Genomic DNA, 20,254 nt, shown 5'->3' on the forward strand with positions numbered 1-20,254 from the left:
GGGCGCTGCCCGGACGAGCAGACACCGTCGGCCCCGTGCCCGGCCAGGAAGGAATGCTGATGAGCCAACGCACGGCCGTCGCGGCGGTTCGCCGGGTCGAGCAGGCCCGGTCGCGGGAGAACTTTCCGGTCGCGTTGCGGGTCCTGCCCGGCCGGTACCGCCGGCATCTGCTCGCGGTCTACGCATACGCCCGCCAGGTCGACGACCTCGGCGACGAGCCCCTGCCAGGCCCGGCCGACCGGCTCGCCGCCCTCGACGACATCGAGGCCGAGCTGCGGTCCCTGTACGCCGACCGTGCGGTGACCCACCCGGTGGTGCGGGCCCTCGCCCCGACCGTGGCCGAGTGCCGGCTGCCCCTCGACGCGCTGGTCCGGTTGATCGAGGCGAATCGGGTCGACCAGCGGGTGACCCGCTACGCCACCTTCGACGAGCTGGTCGAGTACTGCACCCTGTCGGCCAACCCGGTCGGCGAGCTGGTCCTGCACGTCTTCGGGCAGGTGGGATGGGACAGGGTCGCGCTGTCCGACCGGGTCTGCACGGCGTTGCAGCTCGTCGAGCACCTGCAGGACGTGGCCGAGGACCACCAGCGCGGCCGGATCTATCTGCCGGCGGAGGACATGGACCGGTTCGACGTCACCGAGGCCGACCTCGCCCGTCCCACCGCCAGCCGCCAGCTCCGGGAGCTGATCGAGTTCGAGGCGGAACGGGCCCGGGCGTGGCTCGACGCCGGCGCTCCGCTCGTGGCGGCGCTGCACGGCTGGGCCAGGCTCGCGGTGAGCGGCTACCTGGCCGGCGGTCGGGCGACCCTCGACGCGCTGGCCATGGCCGGCCACGACCCGTTGCCGGCCACCGTCCGCCCTCGGGGCCGGCGTGTCCTGCACCGCTGGCTGGCCGCCACCGTGAGGAGCGCCGGATGACCACGGTCTGCGACGTCGACACGGCCTACCGGCGCTGCGAGCAGATCACCCGCAGCCAGGCGGCCAACTTCGCGTACGGGATCCGGCTGCTGCCGCCGGTGAAACGTCGCGCCCTGTCGGCCATCTACGCCACGGCCCGGCGTATCGACGACATCGGCGACGGCACCCTGCCGCCGGAGGAGAAGCTGGACCAGCTGGCACGGACCCGGGAGGCGCTGCACCTGCTGCCCGGCGACGACGGCGGCGACCCGGTGCTCACCGCGCTCGCCGACGCCGCGCTCCGGATGCCGATCCCGCTGGCGGCCCTCGACGAGCTCATCGACGGCTGCGCCGCCGACGTGACCGGACGCACCTGCGACACCTTCGACGACCTGCACTGGTACTGCCGCTGCGTGGCCGGCTCGATCGGCCGGCTCTCGCTCGGGGTGTTCGGCGCCACCGACCCGGGCCGGGCCGAACCGCTCGCCGACGCCCTCGGGGTGGCGCTGCAACTGACCAACATCCTGCGCGACCTGGTCGAGGACCGGATGAACGGGCGGATCTACCTGCCGACCGAGGACCTGGACCGGTTCGGCTGCACCCTGCGGCTGGACGGTGCCCGGTTCGCCGACCCGCCCGAACGGCTGATCGAACTAGTCCGCTTCCAGGCCCGCCGGGCCGCCGAGTGGTACGACAACGGGCTGCGGCTGCTACCCCTGCTCGACCGGCGCAGCGCGGCCTGCACCGCCGCGATGGCCGGCATCTACCGCCGACTGCTCACCCGGATCGCGGCGGACCCGCTGGCGGTCACCCACAGCCGGGTGTCGCTGCCCGGCCGGGAGAAGGCGTGGGTGGCCGCACGCGCGCTCGTCGGACGTTCCGCATGACCGCCGCCCGGGTGCCGGACGGCGCCGGCAGCGTGTGCGTGATCGGGGGCGGCCTGGCCGGCATCGCCGCGGCGGTCCGGCTCGCCGACCAGGGACTGCCGGTGACGCTGCTGGAGAGCCGACCCGAACTCGGCGGAGCCACCTACTCCTTCCGTCGCGACGGGCTGACCGTGGACACCGGCCAGCACGTCTTCCTCCGGTGCTACCACGCCTACCGGGGGCTGCTCGACCGGCTCGGCGTCACCGACGACGTCGAGGTGCAACCACGGTTCGCGGTACCGGTGCTGCTTCCGGGGCGGGCACCGCACCTGCTGGCCCGCCGCCGGCTGCCGGCGCCGGCCCACCTGCTGCCGGGACTGGCCGGATACCGGCTGCTCACCCCCGCGGAGCGGCTCGCCGCGGTGCGGGCCGCCGCCGCGCTCCAGCACGTCGACCCGGACCTGCCGGAGACCGACGCGCGCAGCTTCGGCGACTGGCTCGCCGGCCACGGGCAGAGCGAGCGGGCCGTACGCCGACTCTGGGATCTGGTCACCGTGGCCGCGCTGAACCTGCCCAGCGCCCACGCGTCGCTGGCGCTGGCGGCCCGCGTGTTCCGCACCGGGCTGCTCGACAGCGCCGACGCCGGCGACATCGGCCGTCCGCTCGTCCCGCTGACCGACCTGCACGCCGTCCCGGCCCGGCGGCTGCTGCACGGGCTCGGCGCCCGGGTGCACACCCGGTCCCGCGTCCGGTGGATCCACCCGGAGTCCCCCGGCTTCCGCGTCGGCCTGAGCGACGGCGAAATCGCCGCGGACGCCGTCGTCCTGGCCGTGCCGCACCAGGTCGCCTCCTCGCTGGTCCCGCCGGCCGCCGCACCCGGCGCCGGCGACTGGCACCGGCTCGGCGCGGCGCCGATCGTCAACGTGCACCTGCGCTACGCGCACCAGGTCACCGAGCTGACCATGGCCGCCGCCGTGGAGTCCCCGGCACAGTGGATCTTCACCCGGCCCCTGCCGGGCGACGCACAGCAGGTGGTGGTGTCCCTGTCGGCCGCCGACACCGAGATCGACCGGCCCGCCGCCGAACTGGTGGCGGCCCAGCGCGCGGCGCTCGCCGCCCTGTTCCCCGCCACGCGGCACACCCCGGTACGCGACGCGTTCGTCACCCGGGAGCCGCGGGCCACCTTCCGGCAGGCACCTGGCACCCGGGCGTACCGGCCGGCCACGACGACCCGCCTACCCGGGCTGGTGCTGGCCGGCGCATGGACCGACACGGGCTGGCCGGACACGATGGAGGGCGCGGTGCGCAGCGGCCAGGAGGCCGCGGACGTCGTCGCCCGCCAGCTCGCGTCCCGGCCCCGACACCACACGGAGGCCGCACGATGACCATCGCGCACAGCCACAGCACCAGCCAAATCCACACGTACGTGGAACCGGCCATCCGGGTGTTGCTGGACCGGCTGGATTCGGGCAACCGGCTGGTGGCCGGCTACCAGATGGGCTACTGGAACGCCGACGGGTCACCCGCTGTCTGTCAGGGCAAGGGACTGCGCCCGGCGCTGGCCCTGCTGTCGGCCCAGGCGACCGGGGCCGAACCCGACGCCGGCGTACCGGCCGCCGCCGCGGTCGAGCTGACGCACAACTTCTCCCTGTTGCACGACGACGTGATGGACGGCGACACCGAGCGCCGCCACCGGCCCACCGCCTGGACCGTGTTCGGGGTCAGCTCTGCCATCCTCGCCGGTGACGCCCTGATCGGGCTGGCGTACGAGGCCCTAGCGGAGGTCCCCGGCGGCGGTGCGGCGGTGCGGCGGCTCGGCCTGGACGTGCGCGCCCTGATCCGGGGACAAGCCGCCGACCTGGCGTTCGAGCACCGCGACGACGTCACCCTCGACGAGTGCCTGGCCATGGCCGGTGACAAGACCGCCGCCCTGCTGTCCGGCTCGTGCGCGCTCGGTGCGCTGCTCTGCGGTGGCCCCGCCGCGCTGGTCGACGGGCTGTCCCGGTTCGGCCTGCACCTGGGGCTCGCCTTCCAGCTCGTCGACGACCTGCTCGGCATCTGGGGCGACCCCCGACGTACCGGCAAGCCGGTCGGCTCCGACCTGCGCGCCCGCAAGCGCACCATCCCCGTCGTCCGGGCGGTGACCGGTGGTGGCCGGGCCGGCCGGACCCTGGCCGAGCTGTACCGGTCGCCGGCCCCGCTGGCCGACGACGACGTGGCCCGCGCGACCGCGCTGATCGAGGCGACCGGGGCGCGCGAGTGGACGCGACAGCGGGCGGCGCGGGAGACCGAGCGGGCCCGGGCGGAACTGGCCGCCCTGGACCTGCCCGAGCACGTACGCCGCGAACTCGCCGACATCACCACCTTCATCACCGGACGGGATCACTGATGACCGAACTGCTTTCGCCGAAGCCCACCGGGTCCGTCATCGCCGCCCCGCCAGCGGGCGAGGCGCCATCCGACGCCGCCCGGGAAGCCCTGCGCCGCGCCCGCGACCACCTGCTCGGGTTGCAGGACGAGGCCGGCTGGTGGAAGGGCGACCTGGCCACCAACGTGACCATGGACGCCGAGGATCTCCTACTGCGGCAGTTCCTGGGCATCCGTACCGCTGAGCAGACCGCCGAGTCCGCCCGGTGGATCCGTTCCCAGCAGCGGCCGGACGGCTCCTGGGCCCTGTTCCACGGCGGCCCGGGGGACCTGTCCACCACCATCGAGGCGTACCTGGCGTTGCGGCTGGACGGTGACCCGCCCGAGGCCCCGCACATGGCGACGGCGGCCGCGTTCGTCCGTGAGCACGGCGGGCTGGCCGCCAGCCGGGTCTTCACCCGCTTCTGGCTGGCCCTGTTCGGCCACTGGCCCTGGTCCCGGTTGCCCGCCGTGCCGCCCGAACTGGTGCTGCTGCCGCCCTGGATGCCGTTCAACATCTACGACTTCGCCTGCTGGGCCCGGCAGACCATCGTCCCGCTGTCCATCGTCCGCGCGCTGCGCCCGGTGCGGAAGCTCGGCTTCACCGTCGACGAACTGCACGTCGCCGCCGCGCCGCCGCGGCCACCCCGGCTGCTCTCCCGGCCGGGCGTGCTGCACCGCCTCGACCGGCTCGCCGCCGGCTACGAGCGGATCGCCCGTGGCCCGCTGCGCCGCAACGCGCTGCGCCGGGCCGCCGAGTGGATCGTGGCGCGCCAGGAGGCCGACGGATCGTGGGGCGGGATCCAGCCGCCCTGGGTGTACTCGCTGATGGCGCTGCACCTGCTCGGCTACCCGCTGGAGCACCCGGTGCTGCGCAGCGGCCTGGCCGGGTTGGACCGGTTCACCGTGCGCCAGCCGGGCCCGGACGGCCCGATGCGCTGGCTGGAGGCCTGCCAGTCACCGGTCTGGGACACCGCGCTCGCTGTCACCGCGCTCTCCGACGCCGGGCTGCCGGCCGGGCACCCCGCCCTGGAACGGGCCAGCACCTGGCTGCTCAGTGAGGAGATCCGGGTGCGCGGCGACTGGGCGGTCCGCCGGCCGCACACCCCGACCGGTGGCTGGGCCTTCGAGTTCGACAACGACGGGTACGCCGACACGGACGACACCGCCGAGGTGATCCTGGCGTTGCGGCGTACCAACGTGCCGGCCGACGCGGCCGTGCTGCGGGCCACCCGATGGCTGCTCGGCATGCAGTGCCGCGACGGCGGCTGGGCCGCCTTCGACGCCGACAACACCCGAGAGGTGCTCGGCGATCTCCCGTTCTGCGACTTCGGCGAGGTCATCGACCCGCCCAGCGCCGACGTGACCGCGCACATCGTCGAGGCGCTGGCGGCAGAAAACCTCGCCGACACGGCGCCGGTGCGGCGCGGCGTGGCCTGGCTGCTGCGGGCGCAGGAGCCGGACGGGTCCTGGTTCGGCCGCTGGGGGGCCAACCACGTCTACGGCACCGGGGCGGTGGTGCCGGCCCTGGTGGCCGCGGGACTGCGGCCCGGGCACCCGGCGATCCGCCGGGCCGTCGACTGGCTGCGCTCGCACCAGAATCCGGACGGCGGGTGGGGCGAGGACCTGCGCTCGTACCGGGACCCGGCCTGGGTCGGGCGCGGCGAGTCCACCGCGTCGCAGACCGCGTGGGCGCTGCTGGCGCTGCACGCCGCCGGCCACGGGGCGGGGGAGGCCGCCACTCGTGGGGTGCGCTGGCTGGTCGACACCCAGCGCCCGGACGGTGGCTGGGACGAGCCGCAGTACACCGGGACCGGTTTCCCCGGCGACTTCTACATCAACTACGGCCTGTACCGGCTCGTCTTCCCGATCAGCGCCCTCGGCCGGATCCTGGACGCGCGCGCCACCGGCCTCGACGTCGAGGTGCTGCCGTGACCGCACCGGCGGCCGGACCACCCTGGACGCTCTACGCGCCGATGCGGATGGAGGCGTCGGCGCTGCGGCGCGGGCTGGCCCAGCAGGACTCACCTGGGCGACCGACGCTGCGCCGTACCGGCGTCGGGCCGCGGCGGGCCCGGGCGACCGCCGCCCGCCGCCCGGTTGGTAGCGCCGCCGTCGCCGTCGCCGGGATCGGGGGAGGGCTGGCCGCCGGGCTGGCGACCGGCGACGTCGTGGTGGCCAGCGAGGTACGCGTGGACCCGTCGGCGCACGACGGCCCCGCGCGTGTGGTGCTCCTGCCGGACGCCCCCCTCCTCGCCGCGGCGCTGCGCCGGCGCGGGTTGCGGGTGCACGTCGGGCCCGTGCTCAGCACCGACCGGCTGGTCGACGGGGCGGCCCGGGCCCGGCTGGCCGCGACCGGCGCGCTGGTCGCAGACTGCGAATCGGCGTGGCTGCTGGCCGGCCGGGGCGAGCGGCCCGCGGCCTGCGTCCGGGTGGTCGCCGACCCCGCGGCCGGGCCGCTGTACCGGCCGGCCACGCTCCGCCGGGTCCGCACCGCGCTGGCCGTGCTGCCCGTCGTGGCGTCGGCACTGGCCGAGTGGGCGGCGGCGAGCAGCCTGCGCCAGGTCGTGCTGGCCTCCCCCCGTTCCTTCTGCGCCGGGGTGGAGCGCGCCATCGCGGTGGTGGAGCAGGCGCTGCGCCAGCACGGCCCGCCGGTGTACGTCCGCAAGCAGATCGTCCACAACGCCCGGGTCGTGGCCGACCTGCGGGATCGCGGGGCGGTCTTCGTGGACGAACTCGACGAGGTGCCGGAGGGCGGCCTGACGGTCTTCTCCGCCCACGGGGTGGCGCCCGCGGTGCGCCAGGCCGCGGCTGAGCGGCGGCTGCCGGTGATCGACGCGACCTGCCCGCTGGTGGCGAAGGTGCACGCCGAGGCGCGCCGGTTCGCCGGCCGGGGCGACACCGTGCTGCTGATCGGGCATGCCGGCCACGAGGAGACCGACGGCACGCTCGGTGAGGCCCCGGGACGGATCCGCCTGGTGCCCGACCCGGCTGCCGCCGAGACGGTACGGGTGGACGACCCGAGCCGGGTGTCCTACCTGGTGCAGACCACCCTCGCGACCGACGAGGCGGCCGGGGTGGCCGAGGCCCTGCGTCGCCGGTTTCCGGCGCTGACCGGCCCCGGCTCCGACGACATCTGCTATGCCACCACCAACCGGCAGCAGGCCGTCACCGAGGTCGCCGCCCGGGCCGACGTCGTCCTGGTCGTCGGCTCGGACAACTCCTCGAACTCCCGGCGACTGGTGGAGGTGGCCGAGCGGGCCGGCACGCGGGCGTACCTGGTCGAGGACGTGAGCCAGGTGGACCTGCGGTGGCTCGCCGGTGCCGCGACGGTCGGTGTCTCCGCCGGCGCCTCGGCGCCGCCCGCGCTGGTCGACGAGGTCGTCGCCGCACTCACCGGGCTGGGGGCGAGGGAGGTGAGCGAGCACACCACGACCGTCGAGGACGTCGCTTTCACCCTGCCGAAGGAGGTACGTCAGCCGTGAGCATGCCGTTGCGCCAGAGCCTGCGGATCGCCAGCTACCTGATGGAACAGAAGATACGCGGCCGTAAGCGGTTCCCGCTGCTGCTGGAGTTGGAGCCGTTGTTCGCCTGCAACCTGAAGTGCGCGGGCTGCGGCAAGATCCAACAGCCGGCGAACCTGCTGAAGCGCCGGATGCCGGTGGCGCAGGCCCTGGCCGCCGTGGAGGAGTGCGGCGCACCGATGATCTCCATCGCCGGTGGTGAGCCGCTCATGCATCCGGAGATCCACACCATCGTCGCCGAACTCGTGCGGCGCAAGAAGTTCGTCTTCCTGTGCACCAACGCGGTCCTGCTGCCGAAGCACATCGACAAGTTCCGGCCGTCGCCGTACTTCGCGTTCACCGTGCACATCGACGGGCTGCGGGAACGGCACGACGCGGCGGTGTGCAAGGAGGGCGTGTTCGACGTCGCGGTGGCCGCCGTGCGGGAGGCCAAGGAGCGCGGCTTCCGGGTCACCACCAACACCACCTTCTTCAACACCGACACCCCCCAGACTGTCATCGAGGTGCTCGACTACCTCAACGACGACCTGCAGGTGGACGAGATGATGCTCTCCCCGGCGTACGCCTACGAGCGGGCGCCCGACCAGGAGCACTTCCTGGGCGTCACGGAGACCCGCGAGCTGTTCCGCAAGGCGTTCGCCGGGGGCCGACGCCGCCACTGGCGGCTCAACCACTCGCCGCTGTTCCTGGACTTCCTCGAAGGAAAGGTGGACTTCCCCTGCACGGCGTGGGCGATCCCGTCGTACTCGCTGCTGGGCTGGCAGCGGCCCTGCTACCTGATGGCCGACGGGTACGCCGCCAGCTACCGGGAGCTGTTGGACGGGACCGACTGGGACAGCTACGGCCGGGGGCGCGACGCGCGGTGCGCGAACTGCATGGCGCACTGCGGGTACGAGCCGACCGCCGTGCTGGCCACCATGTCCTCGCTGCGGCAGTCGCTGCGGGCCATGCGTAACTGAGTCCGCGTCCGGCCGCCCGGGCCGACGCGGTGCCGGGTCAGCCGAAGCGGGCCGCCAGGCGCCGGTACACCGCCGGTTGCAGCCCGCGTACGGCCACCGGCAGGCGCAGCCAGCCCGGCACGTAGACCTCGGCCCGGTTCCGGACGATCGCGTCGGCCAGCGCGTCGGCCACCCGCTCCGGGGGCAGCGGCCGGGGCCGACGACGTTGGTACGCCTGCCCCCGTCGGGCGAAGAACGGCGTGTCCACCACCCCGGGTACGACCACGCTCACGGTGATCCGGTGGCGGGCCAGTTCCGGCCGGAGGCTCTGCGCGAAGATGTCCAGACCCGCCTTGCTGGCCGCGTAGACGGCCTCCTCGGCCACGCCGAGCCGGCCGGCGATCGAGCCCACGAAGGCCAGGTGGCCGCCGTGGCGGCGCATTCCGGGCAGCAACGCCCGGGTCAGCTCGACGGGTGCACGCAGGTTCACCGCGATCAGCTCGTCGACGGCCGCGTCCGGCATCTCGGCGAACGCGCCGGCCCAGCCGATGCCGGCGTTGTTGACCAGCACGTCCACCCGGGGGTGCCGGGCGAGGACCCGCTCGGCCAGGTCCCGTCCGGCGCCGGGTGGGGCCAGGTCGGCCGGCAGCACGGTTGCCCCGGTCTCGGCGGCGAGCCGGGCGAGTCGTTCCAGGTCCCGGCCGGCGGCCAGCACCCGGCTGCCCGCCCGGGTGAGCCGCCGCACCAGCGCCGCTCCGATGCCCGAGGAGGCGCCGGTGACCAGGACCACCGCGCCGGTCAGGCGCACCGTGGCACCCCAGGCGGAGCCGGTCCGGTCCGCCCCGGCCCGGCTGGTTCGCCGTCCGGCACCCGCTCCGCCGACCGGCCGCCGGACGCGGCGGAACCGCCGGCGTCGACCTCGTGGAGCAGTTCGGCCAGGCTGGTGTGCAGGGCGCTGACGAACGCGGCCCCCCGGTCGGCCAGCGACTCGTCCATCAGCACGCCGATCTCGAAGGTCTTCCGGCACCGCAGCACTCCGACGCCGAGGGGTACGCCTTCGGCCAGGGCCACCACCGGGGTGGGGGCCAGCAGCGGGGCGCCGGCGAGCAGCCGGGTTTCCCACGGCAGCGCCATGTACGACACGATGACGTTCTGATGCCGGCTGGTGTAGACGCGTCGGGCGAATGCGGCGTGCAGCGGCGCGGGAAGGACGCCCATCGTCCGCATGACCAGGCCGGCCGCTTCGGCTTCCCCGCTCTCCAGGGCAGTGCGCAGCGACTGCCGCACGGCGGCGACCCGGGCCCGCGCCGGGAGGCGGCCCAGCGGCAGGTCGAGGGTGACCGCCCCGGTCCAGTTGCCCTGGGTGGGAGCTCGATGTCGCGGGTTGTTGGAGACCGCGAACATCGCCCGCAGCCGCGGCGGTGTGTCGGCCGGCTGGACGACGTTCAGCGCCGCGGCGGTGAGCGCGAGCATCAGGTCACTGGCGTGCGCCCGGCAGGCGCGCGCCGCGCGCAGCACCTCGGCCGCCGGCAGGGTCGCGGTGACCAGGCGGCGGGCCGGCGAACGGGCCGGACGGTTGAATCCGGTCGCCGGCGCCGGTCCCTGGGTGGCCAACCGGGCGAGACCGCGCGCGGCGAGCCCGAGCCGACGGACCGTCTCGCCCCGCTCGGGTGGGGCGATCGTCGCGGGCTCGACCGTACCCGACACCGTCCGCGCCGCGCCGTCGGGGCGGTCGAGCAGCCGTCCGATGAGGCCGATCGCGGACACCCCGTCCGCGAGGCAGTGGTGCAGTTTCACCGCCACCCGGGTACGCCCGTCCGGGAGGCCGCTGATCAGCAGCATCCGCCACAGCGGCCGGTCGCCGGCCAGCGGCTGGGACCAGAACCGGTCCAGGGCGGCACTGCCGTCGTCGCCGGGGCCGACCGTGACCTCGTCGAGGTGGGCGGCGGGATCGACGTGCCGGTCGACCACCCAGCCGGGGCGGTGCCACCGGCCCCGGTCGACCAGGCGGCGGCGCAGGGAGGCGATGACGGGTAACCGCCGCTCCAGCAGCGCGACGAGATCCGCCGCGGTGAGCGCCCGGCCGTCGCGGCGGGGGCCCAGCTCCAGCACGGTGCCGATCTGCTGGGCCACCGTCTTCGACTGCACGTGCAGGAAGAACGCGTCCTGGGACCGTACCGGCCAGCTGGGCGGGCCACCGGCCACCGGCGGGTGGGTGTCGCCCGCCGTTGCTTGCGCGTCGGCCAGCGCGGGCAGCCCGAGGTCCGGCAGGCGCGGGTGGGTCGCGGGTTCCGTCGGGGCGGTGGCCTGCCGGCCGACGAGCCGGCTGCGGACGCAGGCGACGAGGGCGTTGGGAGTGCTGGCCGTCTCGGCCAGGCCGGCGGCGGCCATCAGCGCCGCGTTGGCCACGCCGTGCGCGGCGATGGGCCGGTACATCACGATGGGCGTGCCGGTGGCCCATGCCTCCAGGGCGGTGGCCCCGCCCGCGTTGGTCACCACCAGCCGGGCGGCGCGCAGCAGGGTCGGCATGTCGTCGACCCAACGCCGCACCAGCAGCCGGTCGGCCGGCAGGCGCAGCGCGTCCAACCGGGCGACGAGTCGGTCGTTGTGTCCGCAGACGGCGACCACCTGCACCGCGTCGCCGATGCCGACCAGCGCCTGGATGGCCTCCTCGACGTGCCCGAAGCCGTACGAGCCGCAGGCCACCACCACCGCCGCCCGGCTCGGATCGAGGCCGGCGCGCCGGGCGGCCTCGGCCCGGTCACCGGGGTGGAACCGGTCGAGCACCGGTGGCGCGCAGACCCCCAGGCGTACGCCCGGTGCGGCGACCGCCGCCACCGGGAGCGCCGCCGGGTGGACCACCAGGTCCAGATCGAGGTTGGCGTAGACCCAGGACGGGTGCGGCGCGAAATCGCAGACCCACGCCCCGACCGGTACGCCGAGACCACGGTGCCGGCGCAGCCAGGCGAGTCCGGCGCTGCCCAGCGGGTAGGTGGAGACGATCAGGTCCGGGTCGAAACCCTCGACGACCGGGGCGAGCCCCCGGCCGGCCCAGGCCCCCGTGAACCACTTGGAGGCGGTCGCGAACCAGCGGTGCCGCCAGATCGACGCCCAGAAGAACTCGTACAGCCACGGCGTCGCGGCGACGTTGGTGCGGTAGGTGCGCCGGAACGAGCGGCCGACGCCCCGACCCATCACGTCGAGGGTGTCCACCCAGCCCACCCGGCTGCCCGGCCACAACGCACCCACCCGCTCGGCCAGGGCGCGCCCGGTGGCGTCGTGCCCGCCGCCGATGTTGGCCGACACGACCAGCACCCGCCGGGCGATCGGCTCGGTATCACCGTCCGGCGTTCCCGAGCTCGGGGCCTCGGTGCGGTCCGTGGCGGTCGACCCTCCGACGGCCAGGGGCAGCGCGGGGCGCGTGGTCGCTGACATGTCGGATGCTCCCAGGCAAGGCGCGGGGAGGGGCGTAAGGAACCGTCCCTCGGAGGCGTTCATCAGCTTAACTGCTGGTTTGCCCAAATATGGGATATCTTCGAAGATCAGATGCCCGTCGGGCAGCCTGCAGTGGGAGGTGCCGTGACAGGGGGAACACCGCGGACCGGGCGGGGGCGACGTCGTCCCCTGGGCGTACCCGTGCTGCGGCCGGTCCCGGGCGGCTGGTGGCTCGACGGCCTGCTCGTCGCCGCCCTCGCCGCGCTCACCGCGGCGCTGGTCTGGTGGTCGCCGCTGCTCGACGTGGACATCGCCGTACGGGACTGGTGCGACGGCCACCGACCGCCGCCGGTGACCGTGCTGATGCGGGCCTTCGACTATCTGGGGCAGGGCGGAGCGCTGATCGTCGTCACCCTGCTGGTGACCGGCTGGCTGGCCTGGCGTCACCGGACCGTGCGCCCCGTCATCCCGACCGGGCTGGCCCCGATCATCAGTACACTGCTGATTGTCGGGCTGAAGCGGTGGACCTCACGAGGCGCACCGCACCACGGCTCGGTACGCATGTTCAGTCACGGCCCGGAGGAGTTCTATCCGTCGGGGCACGTCAGCAACGCGATCGTCTACTTCACCGTGCTGGCGATGCTGCTCGCGCCGTACCTGCCCGTGCCGGCTCGCCGTCTGGTGCAGTGGCTGCCCGGCGTGCTGACCTTCATCGGCACGACCTACCTGGGCTACCACTGGTTCACCGACAGCATCGGTGGATACCTGCTCGGACTGCTGATCGCGCGGCTGCTCCTGCGGGTGCCGTGGCGGACCGTTCCCCTCCCGCGCTGGCTGGACCGGGCACCGCCCTGACCGGTGGGACCGCCGCGGCCACGCCGACCCCGGCCGGGTCCTCCGCGGCGTGACCGACCGGCCCGCCGTCCCGCCGAACGTCCGGCCGTCGCGGCGTACGAGAAGGAAGGCCAGCGAGCGCATGGTGAACGATGTGGGACAGATCTCGGCCGGTGCCGTGCTGGCCATCGGCGCCGCCGCGGCGTTCGGCGCGGCCTCGGTGCTGCAGTTCTGCGCCTCCCACGCGGTTCCTGAGGAGCGGGCCGGACAGCCGAGGCTGTTGGTACGCCTGCTCCGGATCCGGGGCTGGCGCTGGTCGACACTGCTCGCGGCGGCGGCCTTCGCCCTGCAGGTCGCGGCGTTGAGCATGGCGCCGCTGCTGCTGGTGCAACCGCTGCTGGTGACCGGCCTGGTGTGGTACGTCCTGTTGTTCGGCCTGCTTCAGCACCGCCGGCCGGACGCGCGGAGCCTGCTGGAATCGGGGTTGTGCCTGCTCGGGCTCGGCGCCTTCCTGGCGGTCGCGCAGCCGGCGCGCAGCCACGGCAAGGGGTTCGAGTCGTTCGGGTCTGCCGCGCTGCTCGGCGTCGTGGTGGTGGCCACCGTGGGCGGGTGCCTGCTGAGCGCCCTGAAGCTGGGCCGCAAGTGGCGACCGCTGCCGTTGGCCGTCGCCGCCGGTATCTGCTACGGCGTGACGGCCGGGCTGATCAGCAGCCTCGGGCTGCGGTTCGAGCCCAGCGCGCTGGCGGTGTTCGGCCAGTGGCAGGTGTACGCGATCGCCGTGCTCGGACCGTTCGGCGTGCTGCTGAGCCAGAACGCCTACCAGGCCGGCCCGATGGGTGCCCCGGCCCTGGCCACGATCACCGTCACCGACCCGTTGGTGTCCATCGCGGTCGGGTTGCTCTGGCTCGACGAGCGGATCAGGACCGGCCCCTGGATCGTGCTGGGCGAGGTGCTCGCGTTGGCGGTGGTGGTCGTCGCGGTCTCCCTCCTCGCCCGGCGGGCACCCCACGTCGCCGGCGCGTAGCGGCGCCGTCCGGTGGACATGTCCTGCGGTTTGAGGGTTCTGGTCGACCCGTGAGCGTAGACGATGGCTGAAGTCTCAAAGGGAAGTTCAGCGATACGATGAAGGCCATGGCTTCTTTCGCATCCACCCACCGGGCGTCCGACTTCGATGACGACGGCCTCGTCGCCGCGGTCGGTTCGGCACCGAGCGCCGACGACGTCGCCGACCGCATCCTCGCCCTGCCCGAGGTCGCCGTGGTCCAGGCCGACGAGGCTTCCGGCGCCCCGCCGTCCAGCTGGGGTGACCGGTTCTTCTTCGTCGGCGACGGGCGCCGCCAACCCTTCGCCACGATCGTCGGGCACGACACCGCCGGTTTCGACGACGACTTCCAGCTCGACCGGCCCGGCGTCTTCCGACTCAGCATCGAGCTCGGCCGCGAGGAGTTCCAGCGCCGGTTCGGCTACCCGCCGGCACGGTTCGCCGACCACCGCGCCTCGCTCGACCCCACCGTCCTCGACGAGATCGGCCCCCATCCCGTCTACGGCACCCACGGCTGGGCCTGCGTACTCAACCCTGTTCGGGCCCTGGCCGAGGTCGACCGGCTGCTCGCGCACGCCCACGGTCGGGCACTGGACCGGCACCACCGCTCGCTGCGCCGGCGGCAGAGCCGGGACTGACCGCGCGCCGAGGAAGCGGCCGGCCGGCACGTGTGCTGCCGGCCGCCACGGGTAACCGGGGTGCCGACCAGGGGAGGCGCCGATGACGCACGAAGCACCGGACTACTTCCGACCGGAGCACGGCATGGTGCTCACCCACCTGCTGATCGTGCGGGACGTGGACCGGTCCCGTGAGTTCTACCAGAAGGTGTTGGGTGCCACCGTGATACGTGAACGCGAGCCGGCGATCCTCCGGTTCCACAACGGCTACCTGGTGATCAACAACGAGGGTGGCCCCACCGACGACAAGCCGACCGTACGGGCCCAGGCGCCGGCGGACCCGGACTCGCTCAGCAGCGCGCTGAACATCCGCGTCAACGACGTGCGGGCCGTCTACGAGCAGTGGCGCTCGCGCGGCGGGCAGTTCCTGACCGAGCCCAAGGACCACGGGGTCGAGATTCGCTGCTACCTGCGGGACCCGGACGGCTACCTGATCGAACTCGGCCAGGCCACGGGCATCCTCGCGCAGATGGCGGGCACGTCCGCCGGCTGACCGGACCTGCACGACGCGTGGTCAGGCACGCCCGGCGAGGCCGTGCACGGCCACCAGGCCGGGCACCTCGGCTCGGCCGAGTTCCTTACCGGTGGCCGGATCGTGCCAGCTCACCGCATCGGTCTGGCCCACGTAGAGGCGGCTGCCGTCGGGGCTGAGCACGAGGCCGGTGACGGGTTCACGGACCGGCCAGCCGGTGACGTCGCGGAGGGCGTCGACGTCCACCACGCGTACCGCCGTCCCGGACGCGACGAAGAGGCGGTCGCGGCCGGCGGCGGCGTGGCCGGCGCCGGTGCCCCCGGCCAGGGTGGCCGTCCGGCGTACCGTGAGCTCCTCCGTGGAGATCTCCGCGATGCCGCCCGAGGTGACGTCGACGACGTGGAGCCGGTCTCCGTCCGGGCTGATCGCCAGGGCGTGGCCACTCGCGGGCGCCTCCCCGAACGGGTGCGGCAGGTCGACGCAGTACGCCCAGCGGTCGACGAGGTTCAGCGTGTGCACGAACGCGTGCACATTGCCCGGCCGGCCACTGATCAGGTCGCGCGTGTGCCGGTGATCGGGCTGATGCGTGTAGAGCGTGTAGAGGGTGGTGCGGTTCGGCGCGAGCACGGCCTGGCGCCCGTCGCCGCGCATCTCCTCCTCGGCACCGGGCGGGACCGGCGTCTTGGCTCGGGTGGACAGCGGGCCGGGCGTCCTCGTGGCGAGATCGACGACCCGGACCCGGTAGCGATCCGGTGCCCGGGCCGGCAGCCACTCGAGGACGAACAGTCCGGCGAGGTCTTCGGTGAACGCCTCCGGTACGAAGTTCCCCCGCAGCTCGAACCGGTGCCGGATCCCGGTGAGGTCGGCGATCAGCACCGGGGTCACGTCCCGCCCGTCCGGGCGTCCGCTCGTGGCGTTTCCGGCCTGAGAGGTGAGCGCCACCTGCGTACCGTCGGTCGAGACCGCCTGCGGCAGCCACCGTCCGGGCAGGGTGACCCGGGTGGAGGTGCGGCCGGTGGCGGTGTCGACCCGCCAGAACGTCGTGCCCGCGCCGTCGGGTGCGGTCGCGTAGACCGCCCGCCCGTCGGCGGTGGCGACCGCGCGCGGGATTGTCAGCCGCTCGCCACCGCGCAGTACGCCGAGACCGCCGTCGACCTCGACGAGTAGTGGGTCGGTGAGCGTGACGCTGCTCGGCTGTCGTTGCCGGACCGGGTCGCAGCCGATCAGCGCCACGGCACCGGTGCCGGCGAGCGCGGTCAGTACGGTACGCCGCGAGATCGTCTCTCCTGCCATCATGCCCGGGTGACACCGCGGAGACGGCCGAGGTTCCGCGGACGGTCGACGACGGCCCCAGGCCGCGGCGTCAGTCGCGCCGAGCTGGATTCGGCGGAACCCGCGGGGCCTGGCCGGTGTCAAGAGTTCGTCCCCACCGGAGGTTGTCCTGGACGACGCAGAGCTGGTCCCCCGCGCCCGGGCCGGTGACCTGGAGGCGTACGAACTCCTGGTCGCCCGGCACACCGCGTCCGCGTACCGGACGGCGGTGCTGCTCGGCGCGGGCCCGGACGCGGAGGACGTCATCCAGGAGGCGTTCGTGAAGGGACATCGCAATCTCTCCCGCTACCGCGGCGAGTCGTCCTTCCGCTCCTGGCTGCTGGCGATCGTGGCCAACGAGACCCGCAACCTGCACCGTTCGCGCAGCCGGCGGGACGGCCTCGTGCTGCGGGCCGCGGCGGCCCACCCGGTGTCGGAGGTCGCCGGGGACCTCGCCGTCGAGGCGGTCCTCGCCGGGGAACGTCGCGCCGCGCTGGTGCGGGCCCTGCGCCGGCTGCCGGTGCGGGACCGTGAGGTGATCGTCTGCCGGTTCTTCCTCGACCTGAGCGAGGACGAGACCGTGACGATGCTCGGCTGGCCCCGGGGCACGGTGAAGTCGCGGACCGCACGGGCACTGGTGAAGCTCCGCGGCCTGCTCGACCGCGAGGAGGTGCGGCGTGGATGACCTGGAGCGGGAGCTGCGCGACCTCGCCGGTTGGCTGCGGACCCCCGAGCCGCCCGAGGTGGCCGCCCGGGTACGGGCCCGGCTCACCGCACCCGAGCCCGCCCGACGCCGTTGGCGCTACCTCGTGGCGGCGCTCGTCGCGCTGGTCGTGGCGGTGCTGCCGCCGGGGCGGGCCGCCGTCGCCGACGCCGTGGCGGGGCTGCTGCGTTTCGCCGGCATCACCATCGTCTCGTCACCCGGATCGGCGCTGCCCACCGGTACCGCGTCACCGCTGCCGTCGCAGCGGTCCGCCGCCCTGGTCGAGGCGCAGCGGAAGGTGCACTTCCCGATCCGGCTCCCGGCCAAGCTGGGCCCACCCGAGGAGGTGCTGGTCGCCGACCCCGATGCCACGGGCGCCTGCCGGGTGGCCACGCTGTTGTATCGCGGCGGAGCGCTGCGAATCGACGCCTTCGACGGTCGGCTCGACCCGGCCTTCCAGAAGCAGGCCGGCGGGCCGGGGGTGGAGTGGGTCCAGGTCGACGGCGACTTCGCCATCTGGATCGGCGGTCCACACTCGGTGACCTACGTGGACCGGACGGGCGCTGTCCGGGTGGAGACCGCCCGGCTCGCCGCCTCGACCCTGATCTGGCAGGAGGCGGAGGTGAGCTACCGGCTCGAGGGTGACCTCACCATGTCCGAGGCGATCGAGATCGCCAACTCGCTCGACTAGGGCGTGATGTCCGGGCCGACCGTGCGGCGGCGACCAGCGCCAGCACGCCGGCGGCGAGGATCGGGCAGCCGATCGACAGGATGCCGAGCAGCCCGAACAGCACCATCACCACGCCCGACACCGTCAGCGCCAGCCTCCGTAGCGGCGCGGCGCGGGCCACGCCGTAGACCGAGCCGAGGGCCGCGCCGGTCAGCCCGCCGACAAACCAGGCCGCGACCTCGCCGCCCTGTCGAGCGATCAGTCCGGCGTAGAGACCGATCATGACGAAGGCGATCACGGCCGCGGCCGCCGGCAACGGATCCCAACGGTCGCGCCATCTGGAGGCCATGACCCATCGTCGCAGACCCGTCGCGCTCCCGGCATGGGCCGCACGTACCGTACCGGCGGGACAGGCGCGGAGTGTGTCGTCGGCGCGATCGTCAGGGAAGCCGTCGTGGTTCACCGGGAGGGACGCCGGTGCCCCGGCCCGGGTGGGCCGCCGGGCGGGCGCACCCCGCGGGGTCGGCGGGTGTCCGTTCGCCGCTGAGGTCGGCTGTCGTGCCCTCGGTTGCCGGCTCCGGACGACCCGAGCTCATCGTCGGCCACGACCCCGACCGTACAAGGTGAGTGCGTTGCAGACGTCGAAGACGCCGATAACGTCCCAGGCCAGGTCGCCGGCCGCCTGCCGGGTGGCCGAGTCGGCGACCATGCCGGTCAGGATGACCACCCGGTTCTGCACGCTCACCGAGATCTGCTGACGGCGGGTGGTCCAGTCGGCGCTCAGGCGTTGCGCCACCAGTGCGGCGAGGCGCAGGTCCTCGTCGCGGACCCCGTCGTCGCCGACGTAGGGATTGTGCTCGGGGTAGGGCCAGGGCATCACCTTGCGACCTCCGTGGTCGTCACCGGCGGCGCGGGTGCCGCCGAACTCGGCTGTACGGGCGGATGTTCCCCGCGGGGCCGACCCGGCCGCGCCGCGCCGGCCGTGGGCGCCGGGCGGGTGGACCCCATCGGCGGCCGGCTGGCGCGCCGGAAGGCGGCCGCCCGCGTGGGGATGACCGGGAAGACGCTGTCCAGCCGCATGGTGTGCAGCACGGTCCGGACGAAGCGGGACGGCGCCACCAGGCAGAGCACCTTGCCGTCCTGCCGGGCATCCTGGTGGGCGCGTACCAGCAGGCCGAGGCCCACCGACTCGATGGTGCGCACCTCGGCGAGGTCGACCAGCACCTGTCGGCCGAGGGTGACGGCTTCCGCCAGCGCCCGCCGGACCGGCTCCGCCGGTTCCGCGCTCCCGGCCGCCCGGTCGTCGCCGACCCCGTCGAGGTCGCCGACACCGAGCACGTCGTCGAACTCCGGGGTGCGGGCCGAGTCGGGGCCCTCGTCACCGCCGTCCGCTGGCTGGGCGGTGCAGCGGGGGCAGAAATGCGGGCCGGAGGCGAAGGGCGAGCCCGTCCAGCCGTGCTCGAACACCAGTGTCCAGACGACCTCGGCGTCGGGCAGGACGCAGGCGGTACCGGTGATCGTGTCGCCGCAGTCGTCGCAGATCAAGCTCATCAGGTGGTCCGCCGGTACGACCGTCATGCCTCTCCTCTCGCTTCGTGCCCGTGCCGACGTGTGGGCTCGGCGGTTGCCGGGTGGCGCGGCTGTTCAGGACCGGCGGGCGTCCTCGGTGCCCCGGCGCGCGGTGACGACGCCGAGCACCACCGCGGGGACCGCGAAGCCGACCTGGGCGAGCAGCCGCGGGAGCGCCTGGCTCTCGTCGACGCCGATCAGGCGGATGGTCACGGAGCCCAGCAGCGCGGCGGCCACGCCGAGGGCGACGGTCAGCCACACGGGGGCGGCCTTCGGGCCCGGCAGGACGAGCCGGCCCACGACGCCGACGCCGATGCCGATGGCGAGGGCGCTGAGGAGCGCGCTGCCGGTCACTGGTTCCTCCTTGGACTTCGCTCCCGCCGGGTCAGGACCGGGTGACGACCCGGGCCCGCCCGAGCGCTGGTCTCGCCGGCCCGGCGCCGACCGCGTCGCCGCGGGATGGTGGATGCGGGGTGCCACCGGCGACCGGTAACGGCTGGTCAGGACGGGCCGTGTCCAGGATGCGGCGGATCCGTGGGTGGGGATCGCGCAGCGTGAGCACGCCGCCTCGTCGGGTCATCCGGCGCTGGACGTCGAACAGCAACCCGATGGCCGCCGCGTCGAGGTGCCGACATCCGGACAGGTCGATCACGACCTCCGCGGGATGCAGGGACAGGACCCGGTCCAGGACCGCCCCGACCTCGGAGAGCCGGGACAGGTCGAGTTCCGCGGTGATGTCCAGCTCGACCCGGGGCACCCGGCACTCCGGTGGGAGCGGGTGGTGCGCGGTCACTGATGGCTCCTCTGTGGCTCGGTTAGTTGCTGTCTCACACCCTGGGCGCCGATCGTGGAGGTCGTCACGCGGCGGCATGACAGTTGTGTGACAAATCCGTGTCAGAGATCGGGGGGTT

20 protein-coding genes and 1 pseudogene are annotated in these 20,254 nt (G+C 74.2%); 13 read left to right on the forward strand and 8 right to left on the reverse strand.

Annotated features, from left to right (window positions below; all coding sequences use genetic code 11):
• Positions 1-59: 59 nt before the first annotated feature.
• The 7 genes from hpnC to hpnH are packed head-to-tail and all read left to right on the forward strand — an operon-like array spanning position 60 to position 8,651.
• A complete protein-coding gene (gene hpnC / locus GA0070604_RS13450) occupies positions 60-917 on the forward strand; it encodes a squalene synthase HpnC (RefSeq protein WP_091127096.1) in 858 nt (285 codons plus the stop codon).
• Entirely contained in the window at positions 914-1,783 is an 870-nt protein-coding gene (gene hpnD, locus GA0070604_RS13455) for a presqualene diphosphate synthase HpnD (protein WP_091118258.1), read from the forward strand. The genes hpnC and hpnD overlap by 4 nt, the downstream gene beginning before the upstream one ends.
• On the forward strand, positions 1,780-3,147 hold the full coding sequence (gene hpnE, locus GA0070604_RS13460; RefSeq protein WP_091118259.1) for a hydroxysqualene dehydroxylase HpnE: 1,368 nt from the start codon (positions 1,780-1,782) through the stop codon (positions 3,145-3,147). The genes hpnD and hpnE overlap by 4 nt, the downstream gene beginning before the upstream one ends.
• The gene (locus GA0070604_RS13465) at positions 3,144-4,151 is read left to right on the forward strand and encodes a polyprenyl synthetase family protein (RefSeq protein WP_091118260.1); all 1,008 of its coding nucleotides are present in this window, start codon (positions 3,144-3,146) and stop codon (positions 4,149-4,151) included. Before hpnE ends, GA0070604_RS13465 begins: the two co-directional genes overlap by 4 nt.
• Positions 4,151-6,103 (forward strand): squalene--hopene cyclase, encoded by a 1,953-nt coding sequence (shc, locus tag GA0070604_RS13470; RefSeq protein WP_091118261.1) that lies wholly within the window; start codon positions 4,151-4,153, stop codon positions 6,101-6,103. Before GA0070604_RS13465 ends, shc begins: the two co-directional genes overlap by 1 nt.
• Positions 6,100-7,653 (forward strand): 4-hydroxy-3-methylbut-2-enyl diphosphate reductase, encoded by a 1,554-nt coding sequence (gene ispH, locus GA0070604_RS34150; protein ID WP_208602038.1) that lies wholly within the window; start codon positions 6,100-6,102, stop codon positions 7,651-7,653. The genes shc and ispH overlap by 4 nt, the downstream gene beginning before the upstream one ends.
• Positions 7,654-7,655: 2 nt before the next feature.
• Positions 7,656-8,651, forward strand: coding sequence for an adenosyl-hopene transferase HpnH (gene hpnH / locus GA0070604_RS13480; RefSeq protein ID WP_244162192.1), 996 nt, complete (start codon positions 7,656-7,658; stop codon positions 8,649-8,651).
• A 37-nt stretch (positions 8,652-8,688) separates the two neighbouring features.
• Here hpnH and GA0070604_RS13485 read toward each other — a convergent pair whose 3' ends face one another.
• Positions 8,689-9,438: an SDR family NAD(P)-dependent oxidoreductase gene (locus GA0070604_RS13485; protein WP_091118263.1), complete on the reverse strand. Its 750-nt coding sequence runs from the start codon at positions 9,436-9,438 to the stop codon at positions 8,689-8,691.
• On the reverse strand, positions 9,429-12,065 hold the full coding sequence (locus GA0070604_RS13490; protein ID WP_167363452.1) for a wax ester/triacylglycerol synthase domain-containing protein: 2,637 nt from the start codon (positions 12,063-12,065) through the stop codon (positions 9,429-9,431). Before GA0070604_RS13490 ends, GA0070604_RS13485 begins: the two co-directional genes overlap by 10 nt.
• Positions 12,066-12,266: 201 nt before the next feature.
• Between GA0070604_RS13490 and GA0070604_RS13495 the strand changes: the two genes are divergently transcribed.
• The 4 genes from GA0070604_RS13495 (at position 12,267) to GA0070604_RS13510 (ending at position 15,111) form a co-directional block, all read left to right on the forward strand.
• Positions 12,267-12,920, forward strand: coding sequence for a phosphatase PAP2 family protein (locus tag GA0070604_RS13495; protein ID WP_244161875.1), 654 nt, complete (start codon positions 12,267-12,269; stop codon positions 12,918-12,920).
• 133 nt (positions 12,921-13,053) lie between these two features.
• Entirely contained in the window at positions 13,054-13,923 is an 870-nt protein-coding gene (locus tag GA0070604_RS13500) for a DMT family transporter (RefSeq protein WP_167363453.1), read from the forward strand.
• Positions 13,924-14,030: 107 nt separating this feature from the next.
• On the forward strand, positions 14,031-14,579 hold the full coding sequence (locus GA0070604_RS13505; RefSeq protein WP_244161876.1) for a DUF6194 family protein: 549 nt from the start codon (positions 14,031-14,033) through the stop codon (positions 14,577-14,579).
• A gap of 82 nt (positions 14,580-14,661) precedes the next feature.
• Complete coding sequence (locus GA0070604_RS13510) at positions 14,662-15,111, forward strand: VOC family protein (RefSeq protein ID WP_091118267.1); 450 nt, start codon at positions 14,662-14,664, stop codon at positions 15,109-15,111.
• Positions 15,112-15,132: 21 nt separating this feature from the next.
• On the opposite strand, the gene GA0070604_RS13515 is transcribed toward GA0070604_RS13510, so the two are convergent.
• Positions 15,133-16,386, reverse strand: a complete 1,254-nt coding sequence (locus tag GA0070604_RS13515; protein ID WP_244161877.1) for a YncE family protein — start codon at positions 16,384-16,386, stop codon at positions 15,133-15,135.
• A 244-nt stretch (positions 16,387-16,630) separates the two neighbouring features.
• Between GA0070604_RS13515 and GA0070604_RS13520 the strand changes: the two genes are divergently transcribed.
• On the forward strand, positions 16,631-17,086 hold the full coding sequence (locus tag GA0070604_RS13520) for an RNA polymerase sigma factor (protein WP_244161878.1): 456 nt from the start codon (positions 16,631-16,633) through the stop codon (positions 17,084-17,086).
• Positions 17,079-17,795, forward strand: a complete 717-nt coding sequence (locus GA0070604_RS13525) for a hypothetical protein (RefSeq protein ID WP_091118269.1) — start codon at positions 17,079-17,081, stop codon at positions 17,793-17,795. Before GA0070604_RS13520 ends, GA0070604_RS13525 begins: the two co-directional genes overlap by 8 nt.
• On the opposite strand, the gene GA0070604_RS13530 is transcribed toward GA0070604_RS13525, so the two are convergent.
• From GA0070604_RS13530 to GA0070604_RS13550, 5 genes and pseudogenes are all read right to left on the reverse strand, one after another.
• Positions 17,752-18,237 carry a hypothetical protein gene (locus GA0070604_RS13530; protein ID WP_141721286.1) on the reverse strand — a complete coding sequence of 162 codons (486 nt, stop codon included), beginning with the start codon at positions 18,235-18,237 and terminating at the stop codon, positions 17,752-17,754. The genes GA0070604_RS13525 and GA0070604_RS13530 overlap by 44 nt on opposite strands.
• Positions 18,238-18,366: 129 nt before the next feature.
• Positions 18,367-18,651, reverse strand: coding sequence for a BON domain-containing protein (locus GA0070604_RS13535; RefSeq protein ID WP_091118271.1), 285 nt, complete (start codon positions 18,649-18,651; stop codon positions 18,367-18,369).
• Positions 18,652-18,806: 155 nt separating this feature from the next.
• Positions 18,807-19,352, reverse strand: a pseudogene (locus GA0070604_RS13540) (STAS domain-containing protein); the annotation flags it as partial.
• A gap of 66 nt (positions 19,353-19,418) precedes the next feature.
• Positions 19,419-19,697, reverse strand: a complete 279-nt coding sequence (locus GA0070604_RS13545; RefSeq protein ID WP_091118273.1) for a hypothetical protein — start codon at positions 19,695-19,697, stop codon at positions 19,419-19,421.
• Positions 19,698-19,728: 31 nt separating this feature from the next.
• Entirely contained in the window at positions 19,729-20,136 is a 408-nt protein-coding gene (locus GA0070604_RS13550) for an STAS domain-containing protein (RefSeq protein WP_091118274.1), read from the reverse strand.
• Between the last annotated feature and the right edge of the window lie 118 nt (positions 20,137-20,254).

Origin of the sequence: Micromonospora eburnea, assembly GCF_900090225.1 — a bacterium.
GTDB classification, from domain to species: Bacteria; Actinomycetota; Actinomycetes; order Mycobacteriales; family Micromonosporaceae; genus Micromonospora; species Micromonospora eburnea.

What these genes read in the sequence shown, in the direction of transcription:
- hpnC (WP_091127096.1), top strand. Translation starts at nt 60, where the DNA reads ATGAGCCAACGCACGGCCGTCGCGGCGGTTCGCCGGGTCGAGCAGGCC.
- hpnD (WP_091118258.1), top strand. Translation starts at nt 914, where the DNA reads ATGACCACGGTCTGCGACGTCGACACGGCCTACCGGCGCTGCGAGCAG.
- hpnE (WP_091118259.1), top strand. Translation starts at nt 1,780, where the DNA reads ATGACCGCCGCCCGGGTGCCGGACGGCGCCGGCAGCGTGTGCGTGATC.
- GA0070604_RS13465 (WP_091118260.1), top strand. Translation starts at nt 3,144, where the DNA reads ATGACCATCGCGCACAGCCACAGCACCAGCCAAATCCACACGTACGTG.
- shc (WP_091118261.1), top strand. Translation starts at nt 4,151, where the DNA reads ATGACCGAACTGCTTTCGCCGAAGCCCACCGGGTCCGTCATCGCCGCC.
- hpnH (WP_244162192.1), top strand. Translation starts at nt 7,656, where the DNA reads ATGCCGTTGCGCCAGAGCCTGCGGATCGCCAGCTACCTGATGGAACAG.
- GA0070604_RS13490 (WP_167363452.1), bottom strand. Translation starts at nt 12,065, where the DNA reads ATGTCAGCGACCACGCGCCCCGCGCTGCCCCTGGCCGTCGGAGGGTCG.
- GA0070604_RS13505 (WP_244161876.1), top strand. Translation starts at nt 14,031, where the DNA reads ATGGCTTCTTTCGCATCCACCCACCGGGCGTCCGACTTCGATGACGAC.
- GA0070604_RS13510 (WP_091118267.1), top strand. Translation starts at nt 14,662, where the DNA reads ATGACGCACGAAGCACCGGACTACTTCCGACCGGAGCACGGCATGGTG.
- GA0070604_RS13515 (WP_244161877.1), bottom strand. Translation starts at nt 16,386, where the DNA reads ATGATGGCAGGAGAGACGATCTCGCGGCGTACCGTACTGACCGCGCTC.
- GA0070604_RS13535 (WP_091118271.1), bottom strand. Translation starts at nt 18,651, where the DNA reads ATGCCCTGGCCCTACCCCGAGCACAATCCCTACGTCGGCGACGACGGG.